Genomic DNA, 16,976 nt, shown 5'->3' on the forward strand with positions numbered 1-16,976 from the left:
GCCACGCATGAATCCGATTGTCCGCTGGTTCCACCAACTCGGTTCACCGCCCACGTTCGACCGTTTCGCTGCCCGCTGGTCGCGGGTGTTCTACCTCGCCGCGGTGCCGGTGCTGCTGGTCGGCATCTGGCAGGCGCTGCTGGTGGTGCCGCCGGAGGCCCGGCAGCTGGACAGCTTCCGCATCCTCTACATCCACGTGCCCAGCGCCTGGATGAGTCTGTTCGTGTTCGCGCTGATGGCGCTGTATGCCGCCATCGCACTGATCTGGCGGATCAAGGTCTGCGAGATCCTGGCCATGGCCTGCGCGCCGATGGGCGCCGGCTTCACCCTGATCACCCTGCTCACCGGCAGCATCTGGGGCAAGGGCACCTGGGGCACCTGGTGGGATTGGGACCCGCGCATGACCAGTGAACTGGTGCTGCTGTTCCTGTACCTGGGCGTGATCGGCCTGTACCACGCCATCGAAGACCGCCGCAGCGCCGCGCGCGCGGCCGGACTGCTGGCCGTCGTCGGTGTCAGCCTGCTGCCGGTGATCCGCTACTCGGTGGACTGGTGGGGTGGCCTTCACCAGCGCCAGTCGATCAATGTATTTGGTGACTCGGCGATCAGCAGCGCGATGATCGCGCCGCTGTGGTGGATGGTGATCGGCACCAAGTTCTGGTTCGCCGGTTCGGTGCTGGCCAAGGCGCGCGCCGACAACCTCGACCGCGAGGCGGGCAAGGCCTGGGTCGGTGGCCGCGTCGATGCAGAGCGCCCGGCCCGGGAGGCCCAGCCATGACCCACCTGCCCTATGTGATCGGTGCCTACGCCGTGTTCGTGCTGGTGCTCGGCGCCGATGCCCTCGGTTCGTGGCTGCGCCTGCGCGTGGCGCGCCGCCTGGCACTGGCCCGGCAGCAACGGCAGCAGACCCGCGCCGGCAAGCAGGACGCAGCGGCCTCGCTGCCGACGGAGCTGGAACGATGACGCCGGTGCAGCGTCGCCGCCTGGCCTGGGTACTGCTGGCCCTGCTTGCCTCCGGCCTGGCCACCGCACTGGTGGCGATGGCGTTGGAGCGCAACATCGCCTATCTGTACACGCCCGCCGAAGTGCTGCGCGGCGATGTCGATGCACAGACGCGCTTCCGCTTGGGCGGCATGGTGGTGAAGGGATCCTTCAACCGCCCGGTCGGCTCGCTGGAGGCACGCTTCGAGGTGACCGACGGCGATGCACAGCTGCCCGTGACCACTTCGCGGATCCTGCCGGACATGTTCGCCGAAGGCACGGCGGTGGTCGCCAGTGGCCGCCTGCAGGACGGCGTGTTCGTCGCCGACGAAGTACTGGCCAAGCACGATGAAAAATATGTGCCGAAGGAAGTGGCCGACAAGATGGGCGACGCCCATCGCAAGCATGACGTGCCGGTAACGGCGCCCGAGGTGCGTTGAGTGCTGCCCGAACTGGGTCAGATCCTGCTGTTGTGCGCGCTGCTGGCCTCGCTGCTGCAGACCGCCCTGCCGCTGGCCGGTGCACATCGCAACCATGCCGCATGGATGGCGGTGGCACGACCGGCCGCCTTCGCGCAGTTGCTGCTGCTGGCCGGTGCGTTCGCGGTGCTCACCGCCGCATTCGTGCAGCAGGACTTCTCGGTGCGCTATGTCGCCGAGAATTCCAACTCACTGCTGCCGATGATCTACCGCTACTCGGCGGTGTGGGGTGCGCACGAAGGCTCGCTGCTGATGTGGGCGCTGGTGCTGGCACTGTGGACCGGCGCGGTGGCGCTGTTCTCGCGGCACCTGCCGGCGCCGGTGCAGGCGCGCGTGTTGGCGGTGATGGGCATCGTCAGCGTCGGCTTCCTCGCGTTCCTCATCTTCACCTCCAACCCGTTCCTGCGCCTGAACCCGGCGCCGCTGGAAGGCCGCGACCTCAACCCGCTGCTGCAGGACCCGGGCCTGATCATTCACCCGCCGATGCTGTACCTGGGCTACGTCGGCTTCGCGGTGCCCTTCGCCTTCGCCGTGGCCGCACTGCTGGAAGGCCGCATCGACGCGCGCTGGCTGCGCTGGACGCGGCCGTGGACCAACGTGGCCTGGGGCTTTCTGACCCTCGGCATCGCGCTGGGCAGCTGGTGGGCCTACTACGAGCTGGGCTGGGGCGGCTGGTGGTTCTGGGACCCGGTGGAGAACGCCAGCTTCATGCCCTGGCTGGTCGGTGCGGCACTGATCCACTCACAGGCCGTCACTGAAAAGCGCGGCACCTTCGGCAGCTGGACCCTGCTGCTGGCGATCGCCGCCTTCGCGCTGTCGCTGCTGGGCACGTTCCTGGTGCGCTCGGGCGTGCTGACCAGCGTGCATTCGTTCGCTGCCGATCCCTCGCGCGGCCTGTTCATCCTGATCTTCCTGTCGCTGCTGGTCGGCGGCAGCCTGCTGCTGTACGCACTGCGCGCCAGCCAGCTGAGCGTGGACGCCGACGATCCGCGCCGCGGCTTCACCGCCACCTCGCGCGAAACCCTGCTGCTGGCCAACAACCTGCTGCTGGCCACGGCCTGCGCGATGGTGCTGCTGGGCACGTTGTACCCGCTGCTGGCCGACGCGCTGTCACTGGGCAAGATCTCGGTCGGGCCACCCTACTTCGGCAGCCTGTTCCTGCTGCTGATGGCACCGATGGTGCTGCTGCTGCCGTTCGGGCCGCTGGTGAAGTGGCAGCGTGACCAGCCCTCGCGCGCCTTCGCGCTGCTGGCGCCCTGGCTGGGCCTGGCGGTGGTGCTCGGTGCATTGGCCTGGTGGCAGGCGCCGCAGAACGGCTGGAAGGCCGGCATCGGTGTGGCCGCCGCCGCCTGGGTCGGGCTCGGTACCGCGCGCTTTGTCTGGCAGCGGCTGCGCGGCAATGGCCGCTTCACCGCCGAGATGCTCGGCATGATTGTTGCCCACACCGGCATTGCGGTGTTCCTGGCCGGCGCACTGCTGGTGGAAGCCCTGAACGTGCAGCGCGAAGTGGCGCTGGCACCGGGCCAGCAGCTGGTGGTCGGCCGCTACGAGGTGCGCTTCGAGGGCGTGGACCACCGCGAAGGCCCGAACTTCATCGCCGACCGTGGTCATCTGCGGGTATTCCGCAACGGCCATGAACAGGCCCTGCTGCATCCGGAGAAGCGCCAGTACGCCAGCGGCGGCCAGGTGATGACCGAAGCCGGCATCGATGCACGCTTCGATGGCGATGTCTACGTGGCATTGGGCGAGCCGCTGGGCAACAATGCATGGGCGGTGCGGGTGCATATCAAGCCGTTCGTGCGCTGGATCTGGCTGGGCGCGCTGCTGATGGCCCTGGGCGGATTCATCACCGCCGCTGACCGCCGTTTCCGTCGTCCGTAGGAGTTTCCATGTCCCAGTCCCCCGCCCCGCGCCCCTCCCGCCCGCTGCCGCCGGTAGCCATCGTGATCGGCGTGCTGTTCTTCTTCGGCCTGCTCGGGCTGATGATCTACGGGGTGATGAAATCGGGCGACCCGCAGCGTGACGTGCTGCCTTCGGCACTGATCGACAAGCCCGCGCCGGCGTTCGCGCTGCCGGTGCTGCACGACCCGGACATGATCGTGCGCAGCGATGAGCTGCGCGGCGCCCCCTACCTGCTGAACGTGTGGGGCAGCTGGTGCGCGGCCTGCCGCGAGGAACACCCGGTGCTGACCCGTTTCGCCGAGAGCAAGCGCGTGCGCGTGATCGGCTACAACTGGAAGGACGACCCGACCGACGCACTGCACTGGCTGGAACAGCTGGGCAATCCGTTCATGGTGGTGCTCAGCGATGTCGAGGGACGTACCGCGATCGACTGGGGCGTGACCGCTGCGCCGGAGACCTTCCTGGTCGATGGCAGCGGCGTGGTGCGCTGGAAGTACAGCGGTGCGATGACCCAGCGTGTGGTCGACGAGAAGCTGATCCCGGCGCTGGAAAAGATCGAAAAGGCGCAGGGCAATGCCGGCACTACCCTGCATACGGCACCGTAACCCGATGCGCTGGCTGCTGGTGCTGCTTCTGATGCTGCCACTGGCCACGCTGGCCCAGCAGCCGCTGCACGACCCGCAGCCGCTGCAGTTCCGCGATGGCGCCGAAGAGCGTCGCTTCCATGACCTGGCCGCGCAGCTGCGCTGCGTGCAGTGCCAGAACCAGTCGCTGGTCGACTCCAACGCGCAGATTGCCCAGGACCTGCGCCGCGAGGTGCTGCAGCTGATGCAGCAGGGCCACGACGATGCGCAGATCAAGCAGTTCCTGGTGGCCCGCTATGGCGAGTTCGTGCTCTACCAGCCGCCGCTGCAGCCGGGCACCTGGCTGCTGTGGGGCGGCCCGTTGCTGGTACTCGGTGCCGGTGCGCTGGTGGTGCTGGGCATCGTCCGCCGCCGCGGGCGCACGGTGGCTGCCGCACCGGCCGGCAAGGACGATGAAGGAGACGGCTGGTGAACGTGTGGCTGCCGACAATGGCCGGAGCCGTGGCAGCACTGATGGCGGTGCTGGTGCTGTGGCCGCTGCGCCACCACGGCCGCAAAGGGTTTTTCGTGGGTGTGCTCGCACTCGGCGTTGCCGGTACCTGCCTGTATGTGCTGGTGGGTGATCCCCGTGCTGCGCAGCTGAAACCGACAGCCACGGTGGCGACCTTGCACGATGGGGTGCAGGCCCTGCAGGACGCACTGAAGCGCGATCCGCAGCGTGCCGATGGCTGGGCCCTGCTGGGCCGTTCGCAGGCCGAACTGGGCGACGCTCCCGCCGCGGCCGCCGCGTTCGCCCGCGCCGCAGCGCTCGCCCCCGATGATCCGGGAGTGCTGGTGGAAGCGGCGCAGGCGCGTGCCCAGGCCGACCCGGGCAAGCAGTTCGATGACACCGCCGTGGCCTGGTTGCAGCAGGCTCGATCACTGGCCCCGGACGCGGAGCGGGCCAGCTGGTTGCTGGGCATCGCCCTGCGCCAGCGTGGCCGCAATGCCGAGGCCGCCGATGTGTGGAGCAGTTTGCTGCCACGGCTGGAACCCGGTGCCGCGCAGGCGTTGCAGGCGCAGATTGCCATCGCCCGTGAGGCGGCCGGCCAGTCCGCCGAGGCAACGGTTGCAGCGGCGCCGGCATTGCTGCAGGTACGTGTGCAGTTGCCGGCCATGAAAGCGGCCGAGTGGCCGGCCAGCACCCAGGTGTTCGTGCTGGCGCGTGCCGTCGGCGGGCCGCCGATGCCGGTGGCCGCACGCAAGCTGCCACTGGCCGGCTTCCCGGCCACGGTCGGGCTGGGCGACGCCGACAGCCCGATGCCCACTGCACCGCTGTCGGCGCACCGCGAAGTGGAAGTGCTGGCGCGCATCTCGCGCAGCGGCAGCGCCAACCGGAGCGAAGATGACCTGCAGAGCGTCCCGGTAAAGGTGAGCCTGCCGCATGAAGGCGTCGTGGAGCTGCGGTTTCCGTAGCGTACCGCGCGGTAATGCCGGCCGCCAATGGAAACCAGCGTGTCGCCAGCTGCACATGCCGCCCCGCTAGAATGCCCTCATGACCGAATTCATCCCGCCCGGCACGCGTTTCCACGCCCTGCCCTCGCCGTTCCCGTTCAAGCGCGGTGGCGCACTGCACGGCGCACGCGTGGCCTTCGAAACCTGGGGAACGCTGGCCACCGATGGCAGCAACGCGATCCTGATCGTCACTGGCCTTTCCCCGGACGCGCATGCCGCCGCCAATGAGGCCAACCCGGCACCGGGCTGGTGGGAAGCGATGGTCGGCCCGGGCAAGCCGATCGATACCGACCGCTGGTTTGTGGTGTGCGTCAATTCGCTGGGCAGCTGCAAAGGTTCGACCGGCCCGGCCTCGCTCAACCCCGCCACTGGCCAGCCCTACCGCCTCGATTTCCCCGAGCTGTCGATCGAAGACGGTGCCCGTGCCGCCGTCGAGGTCGTGCGTGCGCTGGGCATCACCCAGCTGGCCTGCGTGGTCGGCAATTCGATGGGCGGCATGACCGCATTGGCCGTGCTGATGCTGCATCCGGGCATCGCACGCAGTCACATCAACATCTCCGGCAGTGCGCAGGCGCTGCCGTTCTCGATCGCGATCCGCTCGCTGCAGCGCGAGGCGATCCGCCTCGACCCGCGCTGGAATGGCGGCCACTACGACGACGCCGAATACCCCGAGTCCGGCATGCGCATGGCGCGCAAGCTGGGCGTGATCACCTATCGCTCCGCACTGGAATGGGACGGCCGATTCGGCCGCGTGCGGCTGGATTCGGACCAGGCCGACGACGATCCGTTCGGCCTGGAATTCCAGGTGGAAAGCTACCTGGAAGGCCACGCGCGTCGCTTCGTGCGCTTCTTCGATCCCAACTGCTACCTGTACCTGAGCCGTTCGATGGACTGGTTCGACCTGGCCGAGTACGCCGATGGCGACGTGCTGGCCGGGCTGGCGAAGATCCGGGTGGAGAAGGCGCTGGCCATCGGCGCCAACACCGACATCCTGTTCCCGGTGCAGCAGCAGCAACAGGTCGCCGACGGCCTGCGTGCCGGTGGTGCCGAGGCGCGCTTCATCGGCCTGGAATCGCCGCAGGGCCATGATGCGTTCCTGGTCGATTTCGAGCGGTTCGGCCCGGCCGTGCGCGACTTCCTCGACGCGCTGTAAGTGGGCTGGCGGCGCAACCTGGCGCTGGCCGCGTTCGGCGCCTTGATCGCCTTGATGATCAGCGGCGTGCTGCCGCTGTGGCTGGGCGGCGGGTGCCTGCTGGTCAGCGCAGTGTCGTTCGGGCTGTACGGCCACGACAAACGCGCGGCCCAGCGAAAGCAATGGCGGATTCCCGAACGCACGCTGCAGCTGCTGGCGTTCGCCGGCGGCTGGCCCGGCGCGCTGCTCGGCCAGGCCGTATTCCGTCACAAGCACCGCAAGGCCGCATTCCAATGGGTGTTCTGGCTGTGTGTGCTGGCCAACGTGGCCTCGATCGCGGTGCTGCTGCGCGAGTTTTCGCGATAACCCTCGCAATCGGTAGTGCCGGCCAGCGGCCGGCAATTCCGTATCAAGCGCCATGAGGTTGCCGGCCAGCGGCCGGCACTACCATTCACGCTTCGCGGACCAGCACCCCATCACGCATCCGGTACTGCGCATCCACCACGCCTCCGGGCAGATCATCGTGGGTGATCATCAGCAGGCTGCGACCGTCCAGCAGCGCGGAAAGATCCTGCAACAGCGCGCGCGCCGTATCCACGTCCAGGCCTTCGGTCGGTTCGTCCAGCAGCAGGATCGGCGCGTTGCGCAGCAGCGCACGCGCCAGTGCCAGGCGCCGCGCCTGGCCGGCCGACAGCGTCGCGCCGTTCTCGCCCACCCAGGTCTGCAGGCCACCGTTGTGCTCGGCCCATTCGCCCAGGCGTACCCGGCGCAGCACCGCCCACAGCGCGGTGTCGCTGGCATCGGGATCGCCCAGCCGCAGATTCTCGGCCACCGTTCCGGCAAACACCGGTGCGTTCTGCGGCAGCCAGGCCAGCTGCCGATGCCATTCGGCCTGGGCGAAATCGCGCAGATCACGGCCGCCATAGGTCAACCGTCCCTGCTGCGGATCCCACAGGCGCAGCAGCAGACTGGACAGCGTGGTCTTGCCGCAGCCACTGTCACCGCGCACGGCAATGCGTTCGCCCGGCGCCAGGGTCAGCTGTACACCGGCCAGTACCGGCCGCGCTGCACCCGGCCACTGGAAGTGCACGTCATTCCAGTGCACACGCGCCGCCTGCGGCACCGGCTGCGGCGCCTGCGGGTCCTCCACCGTCAGCGGCTGCTCGACAATGGCCTGCAGGCGATCGGCGGCGATGCGCCCGGATTGCAGCGACTGCCAGGCCAGGCCCATGCCCGCCCATAGCTCGATCAGCGCGACGGTGAGGAAGACCAGGCCGGCCGCCATTTCCGCCGCGATGCGCTGCTGCTCGGCAGCGTGCAGGGCCAGTGCCAGCATGGCCACCAGCCCAAGCCCGGCGACCAGCCCATGCAGCGTGGAGCCGGCAATCAATCGCCAGCGCCGGCGCCGGTCGCGCGAGGCCAGCTGCTTGGCCGCCACCCGCACCTTCAGCTGCCACGCTGCATCGGCATGCAGCGCGGCCAGATCGCCCGCGCCTTCCAGCCCCTCGAAGGCGGCCGTGCGCAACGCGGCGCGATGCGCGGCGCGGTCGGCCTCTTCATCATCGCGGCCGCGAACGCCCAGCCACGGCACACCGAAGGCGATCAGCACCGCCAGTACCGCCAGCAGCAGCGCCGCCGATGGCAGGATCATCGCCGCCGAAGCAATCGCCACCAGCGACAATCCGCCCAGCGCCAGCAGCGGACCGATGGCGCGCACCAGCAGGCCATCGACCTCACCGATGTCACCGAGCAGGCGTGCCAGCAGGTCGCCGGTACGGGTGGCGCCCAGCCGGGCCGGTGCCAGCGGCAGCGCGCGGCGGAAGAACCACACGCGCAGGTCGCGGGCGATGCGCAGGGTGGCGTCGTGGCCAACCAGCTTCTCGAAGTAGCGCGACACGATCCGGGCCATGGTCAGGCCACGGATGCCGGCCGACGGCGAGAAGAAGTTGAAGCCCTGGCCGAGCCCGGCCGCACCGGCCAGCGCAGCCGCGGTGAGGAAACCACCGGACAGGCCCAGCAGTGCGGTACCGGCCAGCATCGTGGTCCACAGCAGCAGCACGGTCAGCAGCAGGCGCGGCCGATGGCGCAGGAACACCGCGCGCAGCGAATCGGGCGAACGGTTCATGCGCGCACCGCCTGCGCCGGTTCGACCAGGCGACCTTCCGGCAGCAGCAGGCAGCGGTCGGCCCAGGCGATCACCGCCGGGCTGTGGGTGGCCACCACCACACTGCGCCCGCGCGCATACGCGGCCAGGCTGCGCAGCAGTGCCGCTTCGGTATCGGCATCGAGGAAGGCGGTGGGTTCGTCCAGCAGCAGCACCTGCGGGTCGCGCAGCAGCAAGCGGGCCAGGGCGATGCGTCGTGCTTCGCCACCGGACAGGCCGAAGCCGCGCTCGCCGATCACCGTGTCCAGCCCCTGCGGCAGGCGCTGTGCGAACTGCAGCACCTGCGCGGCCTCGGCGACCGCACGCAGGCGCGCGTCGGTGGCCCCGGGATCGGCCAGCCGCAGGTTGTCGGCGATGCTGCCGTGGAACAGGTACGGGCGCTGGCTGGCATAGGCCACCTGGACGCCGGGGCGCACCTGCAACTTTCCGGCGCGCGGCGGCAACCAGCCGGCCAGCGCTTCCAGCAGCGTGCTCTTGCCACTGCCACTGGGGCCGACCAGGGCCAGCCGCTGTCCCGGCTCCAGCAGCACGTCCAGATTCTGCAGTACATCCTGCGGCGCACCCAGCGGGCGCAGCACCAGGCCGCGCGCCTGCAGTGGCGGCAATGCGGCCTCGGCCGGCTCCACCGCCAGCGGTGCGGTCTCGTTCTCGACCAGGTTCTGCTCATCGGGCAACGACTGCAGCAGACGCTCTACTTCGGCCGCGGCGGCCAAGGCATTGGCGCGGTCGTGGTAGTGCGCGGCCAGGCGCCGCAGCGGGGCGTAGAACTCCGGGGCCAGCAGCAGGCAGAACAGACCGGCGCCGAGGCTCGGCACGCTGGCGTGCAGCGACATCATGCCCAGGTAGCTCAGGCCCAGGTACAAGGCCACCATCGCCACACTCACCGAGGCAAAGAATTCCAGCACCGTGGACGACAGGAAAGCGATGCGCAGCACCTTCAGGGTACGCACGCGCACGCCCTCGGCCGCCGCCTCGATGCCCTCCAGCTCGGCCTCGCCGCGGCCATACAGGCGCAGCAGGCCCAGTCCCTTGATGCGGTCGGCGAAATGGCCACTCATCCGCGCCAGCTCTCCCAGCTGCGCACGGCCGGCGGCCTCGGCGCCCCACCCCACCAGCATCATGAAGAACGGCACCAGCGGTGCGGTGAACAGCAGGATCAGCGCCACCACCCAGTCGACCCAAGCCACTGCGGCCAGGATCAGCAGCGGGACCACCACCACTTCGGTCCGTACCGGCAGGAAACCACTGTAATAATTCTCAATCGCATCGCCGTGATGCAGCATCAGTTCGCCCAGCTCGCCGGTGCGGCGTTGGCGCAGCCACAGCGGGCCATGGTCCAGCAGGCGGGCGAACACACGCTCGCGCAATGCCAGCCGTGCGGCGTCGGCCACATCGCCGGCCGCCGCCTGGGTGGCGCTGCCCAACAGGGTACGCAGCACCAGAATCAGCGCCAGCGCACCCAATACCGGCAGCCCCGACGCCAGCGCGGCATGCTCCACCAGCACCTGCTGCACCAGCCAGGCGATGCTGGCGGCCTGCCCGATCAGCAACGCGCCCGACACGCTGATGCACAACGCTGCCAGGCGCTGACGACCGCGTGCGGGCCGCGCCAGATCGGCCAGCCAGGCCGTGCGCGCGCGCCGCTGACGGGTGGTTTCAGCGTCCGGGGACAGACTGGCGGAAGTCGTTTCGGCAGCGCTCAAGGGGTCTTCACGGTCAACGGGGGAGACACGGCATTGTAGGCGCAGGCAACAGCCCGCCCCTGCGGCCGGCGGTCGCAGTCTTCATCGGGTTCGCATACGATCCCTTCGCAGACCTGTTCATACATTGATCTGGATCAAGGCTTTCTGAAGTAGTCGGTCACATCATTCACGTCGTAGACCACCCTTCCCGCCACCTGCAACGGCACTATCCAACGAGGTAGCCAGGCCATGATTGATCAGACAGTCGTAGAACTGTCGCGGCTGCAATTCGCGCTGACCGCGATGTACCACTTCCTATTCGTACCGCTCACCCTCGGCCTGTCCTTCATGGTGGCCATCATGGAGAGCGTGTACGTGATGACCGGCAAGGAGATCTGGCGCAGGATGACCCTGTTCTGGGGCGTCCTGTTCGGCATCAACTTCGCCATGGGCGTCGCTACCGGCATCGTCATGGAATTCCAGTTCGGCATGAACTGGTCCTACTACAGCCACTACGTGGGTGACATCTTCGGTGCGCCGCTGGCCATCGAAGGCCTGATGGCGTTCTTCCTGGAAGCCACCTTCGTCGGCCTGTTCTTCTTCGGCTGGAACCGCCTGAGCAAGGTCAAGCACCTGATGGTGACCTGGCTGATGGCGCTGGGCACCAACCTGTCGGCAATCTGGATCCTGATCGCCAACGGCTGGATGCAGAATCCGACCGGTGCGGTGTTCAACCCGGAAACCATGCGCATGGAAGTGGTCGACTTCATGGCGGTGGTGTTCAACCCGGTGGCGCAGGCCAAGTTCGTGCACACCGTCAGCGCCGGCTACGTGACCGGTGCGGTGTTCGTGATGGCGATCAGTGCCCTGTTCCTGCTGCGCAACAAGCACAAGGACCTGGCCCGTCGTTCGTTCGCGGTCGCCGCGGCGTTCGGCCTGCTGTCCTCGCTGTCGGTGGTGGTGCTGGGTGACGAGAGCGGTTACGCCGCCAGCGAACACCAGAAGATGAAGCTGGCCGCGATCGAAGCGATGTGGGAAACCGAGCGTGCGCCGGCCGACTTCACCGCCTTCGGCATCCCGAACCAGACGACCCACCAGAACGACTACGCGGTGAAGATCCCGTACCTGATGGGCCTGATCGCCACCCGTTCGTTGAACCAGCCGATCCCGGGCATCCTGGAACTGGTCGAGCGTGCCGAACACCGCGTGCGTGGCGGCCAGCTGGCCTACGGTGCGCTGGAACGCCTGCGTGCCAACAAGAACGACGTCGAAGCGCGCGAGATGTTCGATCGCCACTGGCAGGATCTGGGCCACGGCCTGCTGCTCAAGCGCTACCGCGATGACATCCTCAACGCCACCCCGCAGGAAATCTCGCAGGCGGCGATGGATACCGTGCCGCGCGTGATGCCGTTGTTCTGGACCTTCCGCGTGATGGCCGGCCTCGGCTTCTACCTGATCGCCTTCTTCGCACTGGCCTTCTACTACTCCTGCCGCAACAACTTCCAGGACAAGCGCTGGTTCCTCAAGGTGGCCCTGTGGACGCTGCCGGCGCCGTGGATCGCCATCGAATGCGGCTGGTTCGTGGCCGAGTACGGTCGCCAGCCGTGGGCGGTTGATGGCGTGCTGCCAACCTTCTATGCGGCATCGGGCCTGGCCCTGCACGAAATCGTGCTGACCCTGGCCGGCTTCACCGCGATCTACACCGCACTGATCGTGGTCGAGATCAAGCTGATGCTCAAGGCGATCCGCAAGGGTCCGGACGAGGTGCTGCCGTCGCTGCAGTCGCCTCAGCCGCATGCTTCCCACAATGCCTCGGCGCCCGCCGCCGGCCAGGCCTGAGGCAGGAGAACCACGATGGATTTCATTCTTCTGGACTACACCACGCTGCGCGTGATCTGGTGGCTGCTGCTCGGCATCCTGCTGATCGGCTTTGCCGTGATGGATGGTTTTGACCTGGGCGTGGGCACCCTGCTGCCCTTCGTCGCCCGCAACGATGCCGAGCGCCGCCTGGTGATCAACACCATCGGCCCGGTCTGGGAAGGCAACCAGGTGTGGCTGGTGCTGGGCGGTGGTGCGATCTTCGCCGCGTGGCCGCCGCTGTACGCGGTCAGCTTCTCCGGGTTCTACCTGGCGATGTTCGTGATCCTGTTCGCGCTGATCCTGCGTCCGGTCGGCTTCAAGTTCCGCAGCAAGATGCCCAGCGAACGCTGGCGCAACACCTGGGACTGGGCACTGTTCATTGGTGGCTTCATCCCGGCGCTGATCATGGGCGTGGCGGTGGGCAATGTGCTGCTGGGCGTGCCGTTCCACTTCGATGACAGCATGCGCATCTTCTATACCGGCTCGTTCTTCGGTCTGCTGATGCCGTTCGCGCTGCTGGTCGGCCTGCTCAGCGTGTCGATGCTGGTCGCCCACGGTGCCGCCATGCTGGTGATCAAGACCGACGGCCCGGTGGCCGAACGTGCAGCCCGCTTCGGCAGCATCGCCGCGATCATCGCCTTCGTGCTGTTCGCGGTGGGCGGTGCCTGGGTGGCCTTCGGCCTGCCCGGCTACCAGATCACCTCGCAGGTGGTCACCGATGGCGCCACCAACCCGCTGCTGAAGACCGCCGAACTCGGCGCTGCCGGTGGCTGGATGCGCAACTACAGCGCGATGCCGGCCACGATCCTGGCGCCGCTGCTGGGCCTGGCCGGCCTGCTGGCCAGCGCGGTGCTGCTGCGAGCCCGTCGCGGCGGCCTGGCGTTCATCGCCTCCGGTGCGGCCATCGCCGGCATCATCCTGACCGTCGGCTTTGCCATCTTCCCGTTCCTGCTGCCGTCCTCGAGCCAGCCCACCTCCAGCCTGACCGTGTGGGATGCCTCGTCCAGCCACCTGACCCTGTGGATCATGCTGCTGGCCACGGCGGTGTTCCTGCCGATCATCCTCGCCTACACCACCTGGGTGTACCGCGTGCTGAAGGGCAAGACCACCAGCGAAGAGATGGGCAACAACCCGAACGCATACTGATTGACGGTGTGCCGGGCCACGCTCGGCACACCCCTTGAACAAAGGAGATTGACCATGTGGTATTTCGCCTGGATTCTCGGTGCCGGCCTCGCCTCGACGGTGGCCATCCTCAACGGCATGTGGTTCGAAGCCCGCGAGCAGAACCGCATCGAGAAGGAAAATCGTCACTGAGCGGTAAAAAATCCTTGCCGCCTTGGCCTTCACACGGTATCTTAGGCGGCTCCTTCGGGGTGTAGCTCAGTCTGGTAGAGCGCTACGTTCGGGACGTAGAGGTCGCAGGTTCGAATCCTGTCTCCCCGACCACTCATGTGGTCGCATTGAAGCCTGGTGAAGTCCTCCAGGCTTTTTTGTTCCCTGAAGTGGCACTGCTTCGGCAGTGTGAAGAAAACAGCATTTACCCCTTGCCGCCATCGGGGTAGATCGCTAGAATAGGCGGCTCCCTTCGGGGTGTAGCTCAGTCTGGTAGAGCGCTACGTTCGGGACGTAGAGGTCGCAGGTTCGAATCCTGTCTCCCCGACCACTTCGGTGGTCACCAAGAAGCCTGGAAGACGACAGTCCTCCGGGTTTTTTTGTGCCTGTTGTTCGGGCGCCCTGCCTGTGAAGCGCTGCAACGGGGCAAGGCAGCCGCCCTGCCCCGCCACACGGCCCGACGTCAGCAGGGCCGCACGTTGAGGCCGGCGTACAGGCCCAGCGCGCGGCTGGCCTGGATCAGACCCTCGATCACGCGGTCGCCCACGTCCTGGTCCGGCCCACCATCCTGCCGCGCCCGCTCGGCCGCCAGCAGAATGGCATGCACGGTGCGCAGCCCGGCCAATGCGCAATCGGCATCGGCCAGAGCCATGCAACGGCCGGGATTGAGCTGGCGTTCGGGCCAGGGCCGTCCATCGGACGCGCCCCCGCTGTCGATACCACGCAACTGCGCGACGAAGGTGATGGGCGCGCCTGCCGCATCGGCATTGGCCGGCGCGTGACTGGTGGGCGGGAAAGAAGTATCAGAGGTCTTCATGGGCATTCTCCATGCAAGGAACACGGTGATGCCGCCGCAGAGAGGCGGCGGGCGATACGTGGCTGCAAAAACCCGGCTGACTTAGTTCGGGCGGATGTGCTTGCGCACACCCCCACGCACCGCCCGCCATGGAACGCGAACGGAATGCCAGCCGGCGCCGCGCGAAGCGACGCCGGCTGGCAAGCGTATACAACATGTCAGCTCGGGTTTTGCAGTCCCGGCCACCCTTTTCCGGTGGCATGCGAAGGTGTAAACGCCAACGCACGATGCGCCAATGGACAAACGCGCCACCGCAACAATTCGTACGATTCGCGACGTTGTTGCATAGGGCCTGCAGACGTCCAGAACCAAGCGGCGCAAAGGCAGGAACGGCGCGCCTGAGCGCGAAGCGGCCAGCAGGCACGCCTCGCACACAGGCGGCTTGCCGGCCTGCGGCAGTGCGGGCAATGGGGCCAGCTCCGAGGCAGCAGCGGCAGGCCTGGCACTGTCAGCCCCGCCACCTTCGCCGCCCATGTCCGCATGGACGCGGGATTGCTTGCCGGACATCCGCGAGCAGCCGCACGAGAGCCGGTCGCCGTGGCGCGCGGCGGGCTGGCCTTCAAACGTCAGCGTGATGTCGCCGCTTACGACGGATGCCACGCGCTGGTGCCTGGGGCAGGTGGCCTTGTCGCCCACCCGCGCAACCGGCATGCCCTCGATGTCGGTCGCGGGGGAGCCGGTGATGACCCTGCCACCGCCGGTGGTTGCATCACCGACCACAATCAACGTCCTTGCCACCCTGTAATCCTTCCGCCCTGGAGGTGGCCCGAACCTAGCAACGCTCCGACACCGCGCGCACTTCAACGCGGCGTCGAGCACAGCGTGCCTCCCGCACCCGCACGGGCGCAGGCTGGCGCTGCAAGGGTTTGGCTGGATTGCGGCGAATACGTGACGCACATCAACCGCCGCCCTCCAGCGATGCAGATCGCGACAAATCGTGCCGACAGGACCGGGCCCCGCCAGCCACGTACAATGGCGCCTCCCCCACCCTGCCGCGTCGGCGTAGACCGATGCCGGCCCTGCATGCCAGCACTCCGGCGTGCGTCACCTGCAAGGACCACCGATGAGTTCCTCCCCTTCCGATTCGCCGTCGCTGCTGCACGGGCGCCTGCTCGCCTTCGCCGCGATCCTGCTGGCCGCAGTCAACCTGCGCACCGCCGTCACCTCGATCACGCCGCTGCTGGACGTGCTCGGCCAGCAGTTCGGCTTCGGCACCACCATGACCGGCGTGCTGGGCATGCTGCCGACCGCCTCGTTCGCCCTGTTCGGCGTGGCCACACCGGCACTGGCACGGCGCCTGGGCCTGGAGCGCACCACGCTGCTGGCAATGGTGATGGCGATGGCCGGCCTGCTGCTGCGCTCCAGCGCCGGCAATGTCGGCATGCTGCTGCTGGGTTCGGTGCTGGCGCTGGCCGGCATGGGCATCGGCAACGTGGTGGTGCCACCGCTGGTGAAGCGCTACTTCGCCAACAAGGTCGGCACCATGAGCACGCTCTACATCAGCGTGCTGCAGCTGGGCACGATGCTGCCGGCGCTGCTGGCGGTGCCGGTGGCCAACGCCGCCGGCTGGCGCGTGTCGCTGGGCATGTGGGCACTGCTGGCGCTGGCCGCCGCGCTGCCGTGGCTGATGCTGGCCCGGCGCGCGCCGAAGCCGCAGGCCGATGCTGCCGATCCGACCGCGCAGCCACATGGCAAGGTCTGGCGCACGTCGCTGGGCTGGAGCATGACGCTGATGTTCGGCATGACCTCGCTGATGACCTATTCGATGTTCACCTGGCTGCCGCGCATCGTGGTGGAGGCCGGCGGCTCGCCGGCCTTCGGCGGGGTGATGGTGGCGGTGTTCTCGGCGCTGGGCCTGCTGCCCTCGCTGGTCATCCCATCGATGGCGGTGCGCCTGCAGAACCCGTTCCCGCTGGTGCTGATCGGCTTCTTCTCGTTCGTGATCGCCTTCACCGGCCTGCTGCTGGCACCGATGAAGGCCCCGCTGCTGTGGGCTTGCCTGCTCGGCGTCGGCCCGTCCACCTTCCCGCTGGCACTGACCCTGATCAACCTGCGTACGCGTACCCCCACCGGCTCGGCGGCGCTGTCCGGCTTCATGCAGGGCGTGGGCTACAGCTTCAGCTGCCTGGGCCCGTTCCTGGTCGGCTGGCTGCACACCGTCAGCGACGGCTGGACGCTCCCGTTCAGCTTCCTGTTCGGCTGCGCCACGCTGATGCTGTGCGCCTCCTGGGTGGCGTGCAAACCGCGCAAGCTGGAAGACCTCTGGTAAGCCGTGCCGGCCGCCTTGGCCGGTCCCGTCGGGCGCTTACCCGCCTTTCCGGGAAATTTGACGCGCAACTGACAATTCCGGGCGGATAGTGCCCACGAGTGCCCATCCTTGCCGCGTGCCGGCATTGGGCACGGGGGCGGCCCGGCCGCCCAGGCCACCACTCGGTGCGCGGGGGATTCTCGTTCAAGACATGACATCGCGGGTCGCTGTCCGGGTTGTACCCGTCCTGACTGGGCGG

The 16,976-nt window shown here is 68.0% G+C and carries 17 protein-coding genes and 2 tRNA genes; 15 read left to right on the forward strand and 4 right to left on the reverse strand.

The annotated features are described in order from the left end of the window. Window positions 1-7 precede the first annotated feature (7 nt). The 9 genes from ccmC to AC5YGJ_RS07535 all read left to right on the forward strand — a co-directional run bounded on the left by ccmC (window position 8) and on the right by AC5YGJ_RS07535 (window position 6,938). Window positions 8-778 carry a heme ABC transporter permease CcmC gene (gene ccmC / locus AC5YGJ_RS07495; RefSeq protein ID WP_496186184.1) on the forward strand — a complete coding sequence of 257 codons (771 nt, stop codon included), beginning with the start codon at window positions 8-10 and terminating at the stop codon, window positions 776-778. Then, entirely contained in the window at window positions 775-963 is a 189-nt protein-coding gene (locus AC5YGJ_RS07500) for a heme exporter protein CcmD (protein WP_111112329.1), read from the forward strand. Before ccmC ends, AC5YGJ_RS07500 begins: the two co-directional genes overlap by 4 nt. Continuing rightward, a complete protein-coding gene (gene ccmE, locus AC5YGJ_RS07505) occupies window positions 960-1,421 on the forward strand; it encodes a cytochrome c maturation protein CcmE (protein ID WP_309337018.1) in 462 nt (153 codons plus the stop codon). Before AC5YGJ_RS07500 ends, ccmE begins: the two co-directional genes overlap by 4 nt. After that, window positions 1,422-3,341 (forward strand): heme lyase CcmF/NrfE family subunit, encoded by a 1,920-nt coding sequence (locus AC5YGJ_RS07510; protein WP_249843483.1) that lies wholly within the window; start codon window positions 1,422-1,424, stop codon window positions 3,339-3,341. Window positions 3,342-3,349: 8 nt separating this feature from the next. Continuing rightward, window positions 3,350-3,967, forward strand: coding sequence for a DsbE family thiol:disulfide interchange protein (locus tag AC5YGJ_RS07515; RefSeq protein WP_496186185.1), 618 nt, complete (start codon window positions 3,350-3,352; stop codon window positions 3,965-3,967). A 4-nt stretch (window positions 3,968-3,971) separates the two neighbouring features. Then, window positions 3,972-4,418 (forward strand): cytochrome c-type biogenesis protein, encoded by a 447-nt coding sequence (locus AC5YGJ_RS07520; protein ID WP_496186186.1) that lies wholly within the window; start codon window positions 3,972-3,974, stop codon window positions 4,416-4,418. Continuing rightward, on the forward strand, window positions 4,412-5,401 hold the full coding sequence (locus AC5YGJ_RS07525) for a tetratricopeptide repeat protein (RefSeq protein WP_496186306.1): 990 nt from the start codon (window positions 4,412-4,414) through the stop codon (window positions 5,399-5,401). The genes AC5YGJ_RS07520 and AC5YGJ_RS07525 overlap by 7 nt, the downstream gene beginning before the upstream one ends. A 79-nt stretch (window positions 5,402-5,480) precedes the next feature. After that, window positions 5,481-6,593, forward strand: coding sequence for a homoserine O-acetyltransferase MetX (metX, locus tag AC5YGJ_RS07530; RefSeq protein ID WP_249843479.1), 1,113 nt, complete (start codon window positions 5,481-5,483; stop codon window positions 6,591-6,593). Next, window positions 6,594-6,938 (forward strand): DUF1294 domain-containing protein, encoded by a 345-nt coding sequence (locus tag AC5YGJ_RS07535; protein WP_249843478.1) that lies wholly within the window; start codon window positions 6,594-6,596, stop codon window positions 6,936-6,938. Between the two features lie 85 nt (window positions 6,939-7,023). On the opposite strand, the gene cydC is transcribed toward AC5YGJ_RS07535, so the two are convergent. Both cydC and cydD read right to left on the reverse strand, forming a co-directional pair. Beyond that, window positions 7,024-8,697: a thiol reductant ABC exporter subunit CydC gene (gene cydC / locus AC5YGJ_RS07540; protein ID WP_496186187.1), complete on the reverse strand. Its 1,674-nt coding sequence runs from the start codon at window positions 8,695-8,697 to the stop codon at window positions 7,024-7,026. Then, on the reverse strand, window positions 8,694-10,439 hold the full coding sequence (cydD, locus tag AC5YGJ_RS07545; RefSeq protein ID WP_496186188.1) for a thiol reductant ABC exporter subunit CydD: 1,746 nt from the start codon (window positions 10,437-10,439) through the stop codon (window positions 8,694-8,696). The genes cydC and cydD overlap by 4 nt, the downstream gene beginning before the upstream one ends. Before the next feature lie 228 nt (window positions 10,440-10,667). Here cydD and AC5YGJ_RS07550 point away from each other — a divergent pair, with 228 nt between their 5' ends. The 5 genes from AC5YGJ_RS07550 to AC5YGJ_RS07570 all read left to right on the forward strand — a co-directional run bounded on the left by AC5YGJ_RS07550 (window position 10,668) and on the right by AC5YGJ_RS07570 (window position 13,944). Then, window positions 10,668-12,257 (forward strand): cytochrome ubiquinol oxidase subunit I, encoded by a 1,590-nt coding sequence (locus tag AC5YGJ_RS07550; RefSeq protein WP_107230964.1) that lies wholly within the window; start codon window positions 10,668-10,670, stop codon window positions 12,255-12,257. A 15-nt stretch (window positions 12,258-12,272) separates the two neighbouring features. After that, window positions 12,273-13,424, forward strand: coding sequence for a cytochrome d ubiquinol oxidase subunit II (gene cydB, locus AC5YGJ_RS07555; RefSeq protein WP_496186189.1), 1,152 nt, complete (start codon window positions 12,273-12,275; stop codon window positions 13,422-13,424). 54 nt (window positions 13,425-13,478) lie between these two features. Continuing rightward, window positions 13,479-13,595 carry a cytochrome bd-I oxidase subunit CydX gene (cydX, locus tag AC5YGJ_RS07560; RefSeq protein WP_008268311.1) on the forward strand — a complete coding sequence of 39 codons (117 nt, stop codon included), beginning with the start codon at window positions 13,479-13,481 and terminating at the stop codon, window positions 13,593-13,595. 55 nt (window positions 13,596-13,650) lie between these two features. Next, a tRNA-Pro gene (locus tag AC5YGJ_RS07565) sits at window positions 13,651-13,727 on the forward strand. Between the two features lie 140 nt (window positions 13,728-13,867). Further along, window positions 13,868-13,944: transfer RNA gene (locus tag AC5YGJ_RS07570), tRNA-Pro, on the forward strand. A gap of 132 nt (window positions 13,945-14,076) precedes the next feature. Here AC5YGJ_RS07570 and AC5YGJ_RS07575 read toward each other — a convergent pair. Together AC5YGJ_RS07575 and AC5YGJ_RS07580 are read right to left on the reverse strand one after the other, a co-directional pair. Beyond that, a complete protein-coding gene (locus AC5YGJ_RS07575; protein WP_496186190.1) occupies window positions 14,077-14,430 on the reverse strand; it encodes a hypothetical protein in 354 nt (117 codons plus the stop codon). 81 nt (window positions 14,431-14,511) lie between these two features. Beyond that, window positions 14,512-15,207 carry a PAAR domain-containing protein gene (locus tag AC5YGJ_RS07580; protein WP_496186191.1) on the reverse strand — a complete coding sequence of 232 codons (696 nt, stop codon included), beginning with the start codon at window positions 15,205-15,207 and terminating at the stop codon, window positions 14,512-14,514. A gap of 325 nt (window positions 15,208-15,532) precedes the next feature. Between AC5YGJ_RS07580 and AC5YGJ_RS07585 the strand changes: the two genes are divergently transcribed. Next, window positions 15,533-16,738: a CynX/NimT family MFS transporter gene (locus tag AC5YGJ_RS07585; RefSeq protein ID WP_496186192.1), complete on the forward strand. Its 1,206-nt coding sequence runs from the start codon at window positions 15,533-15,535 to the stop codon at window positions 16,736-16,738. Window positions 16,739-16,976 lie beyond the last annotated feature (238 nt).

This window comes from Stenotrophomonas sp. CS3K5 (assembly GCF_059515225.1).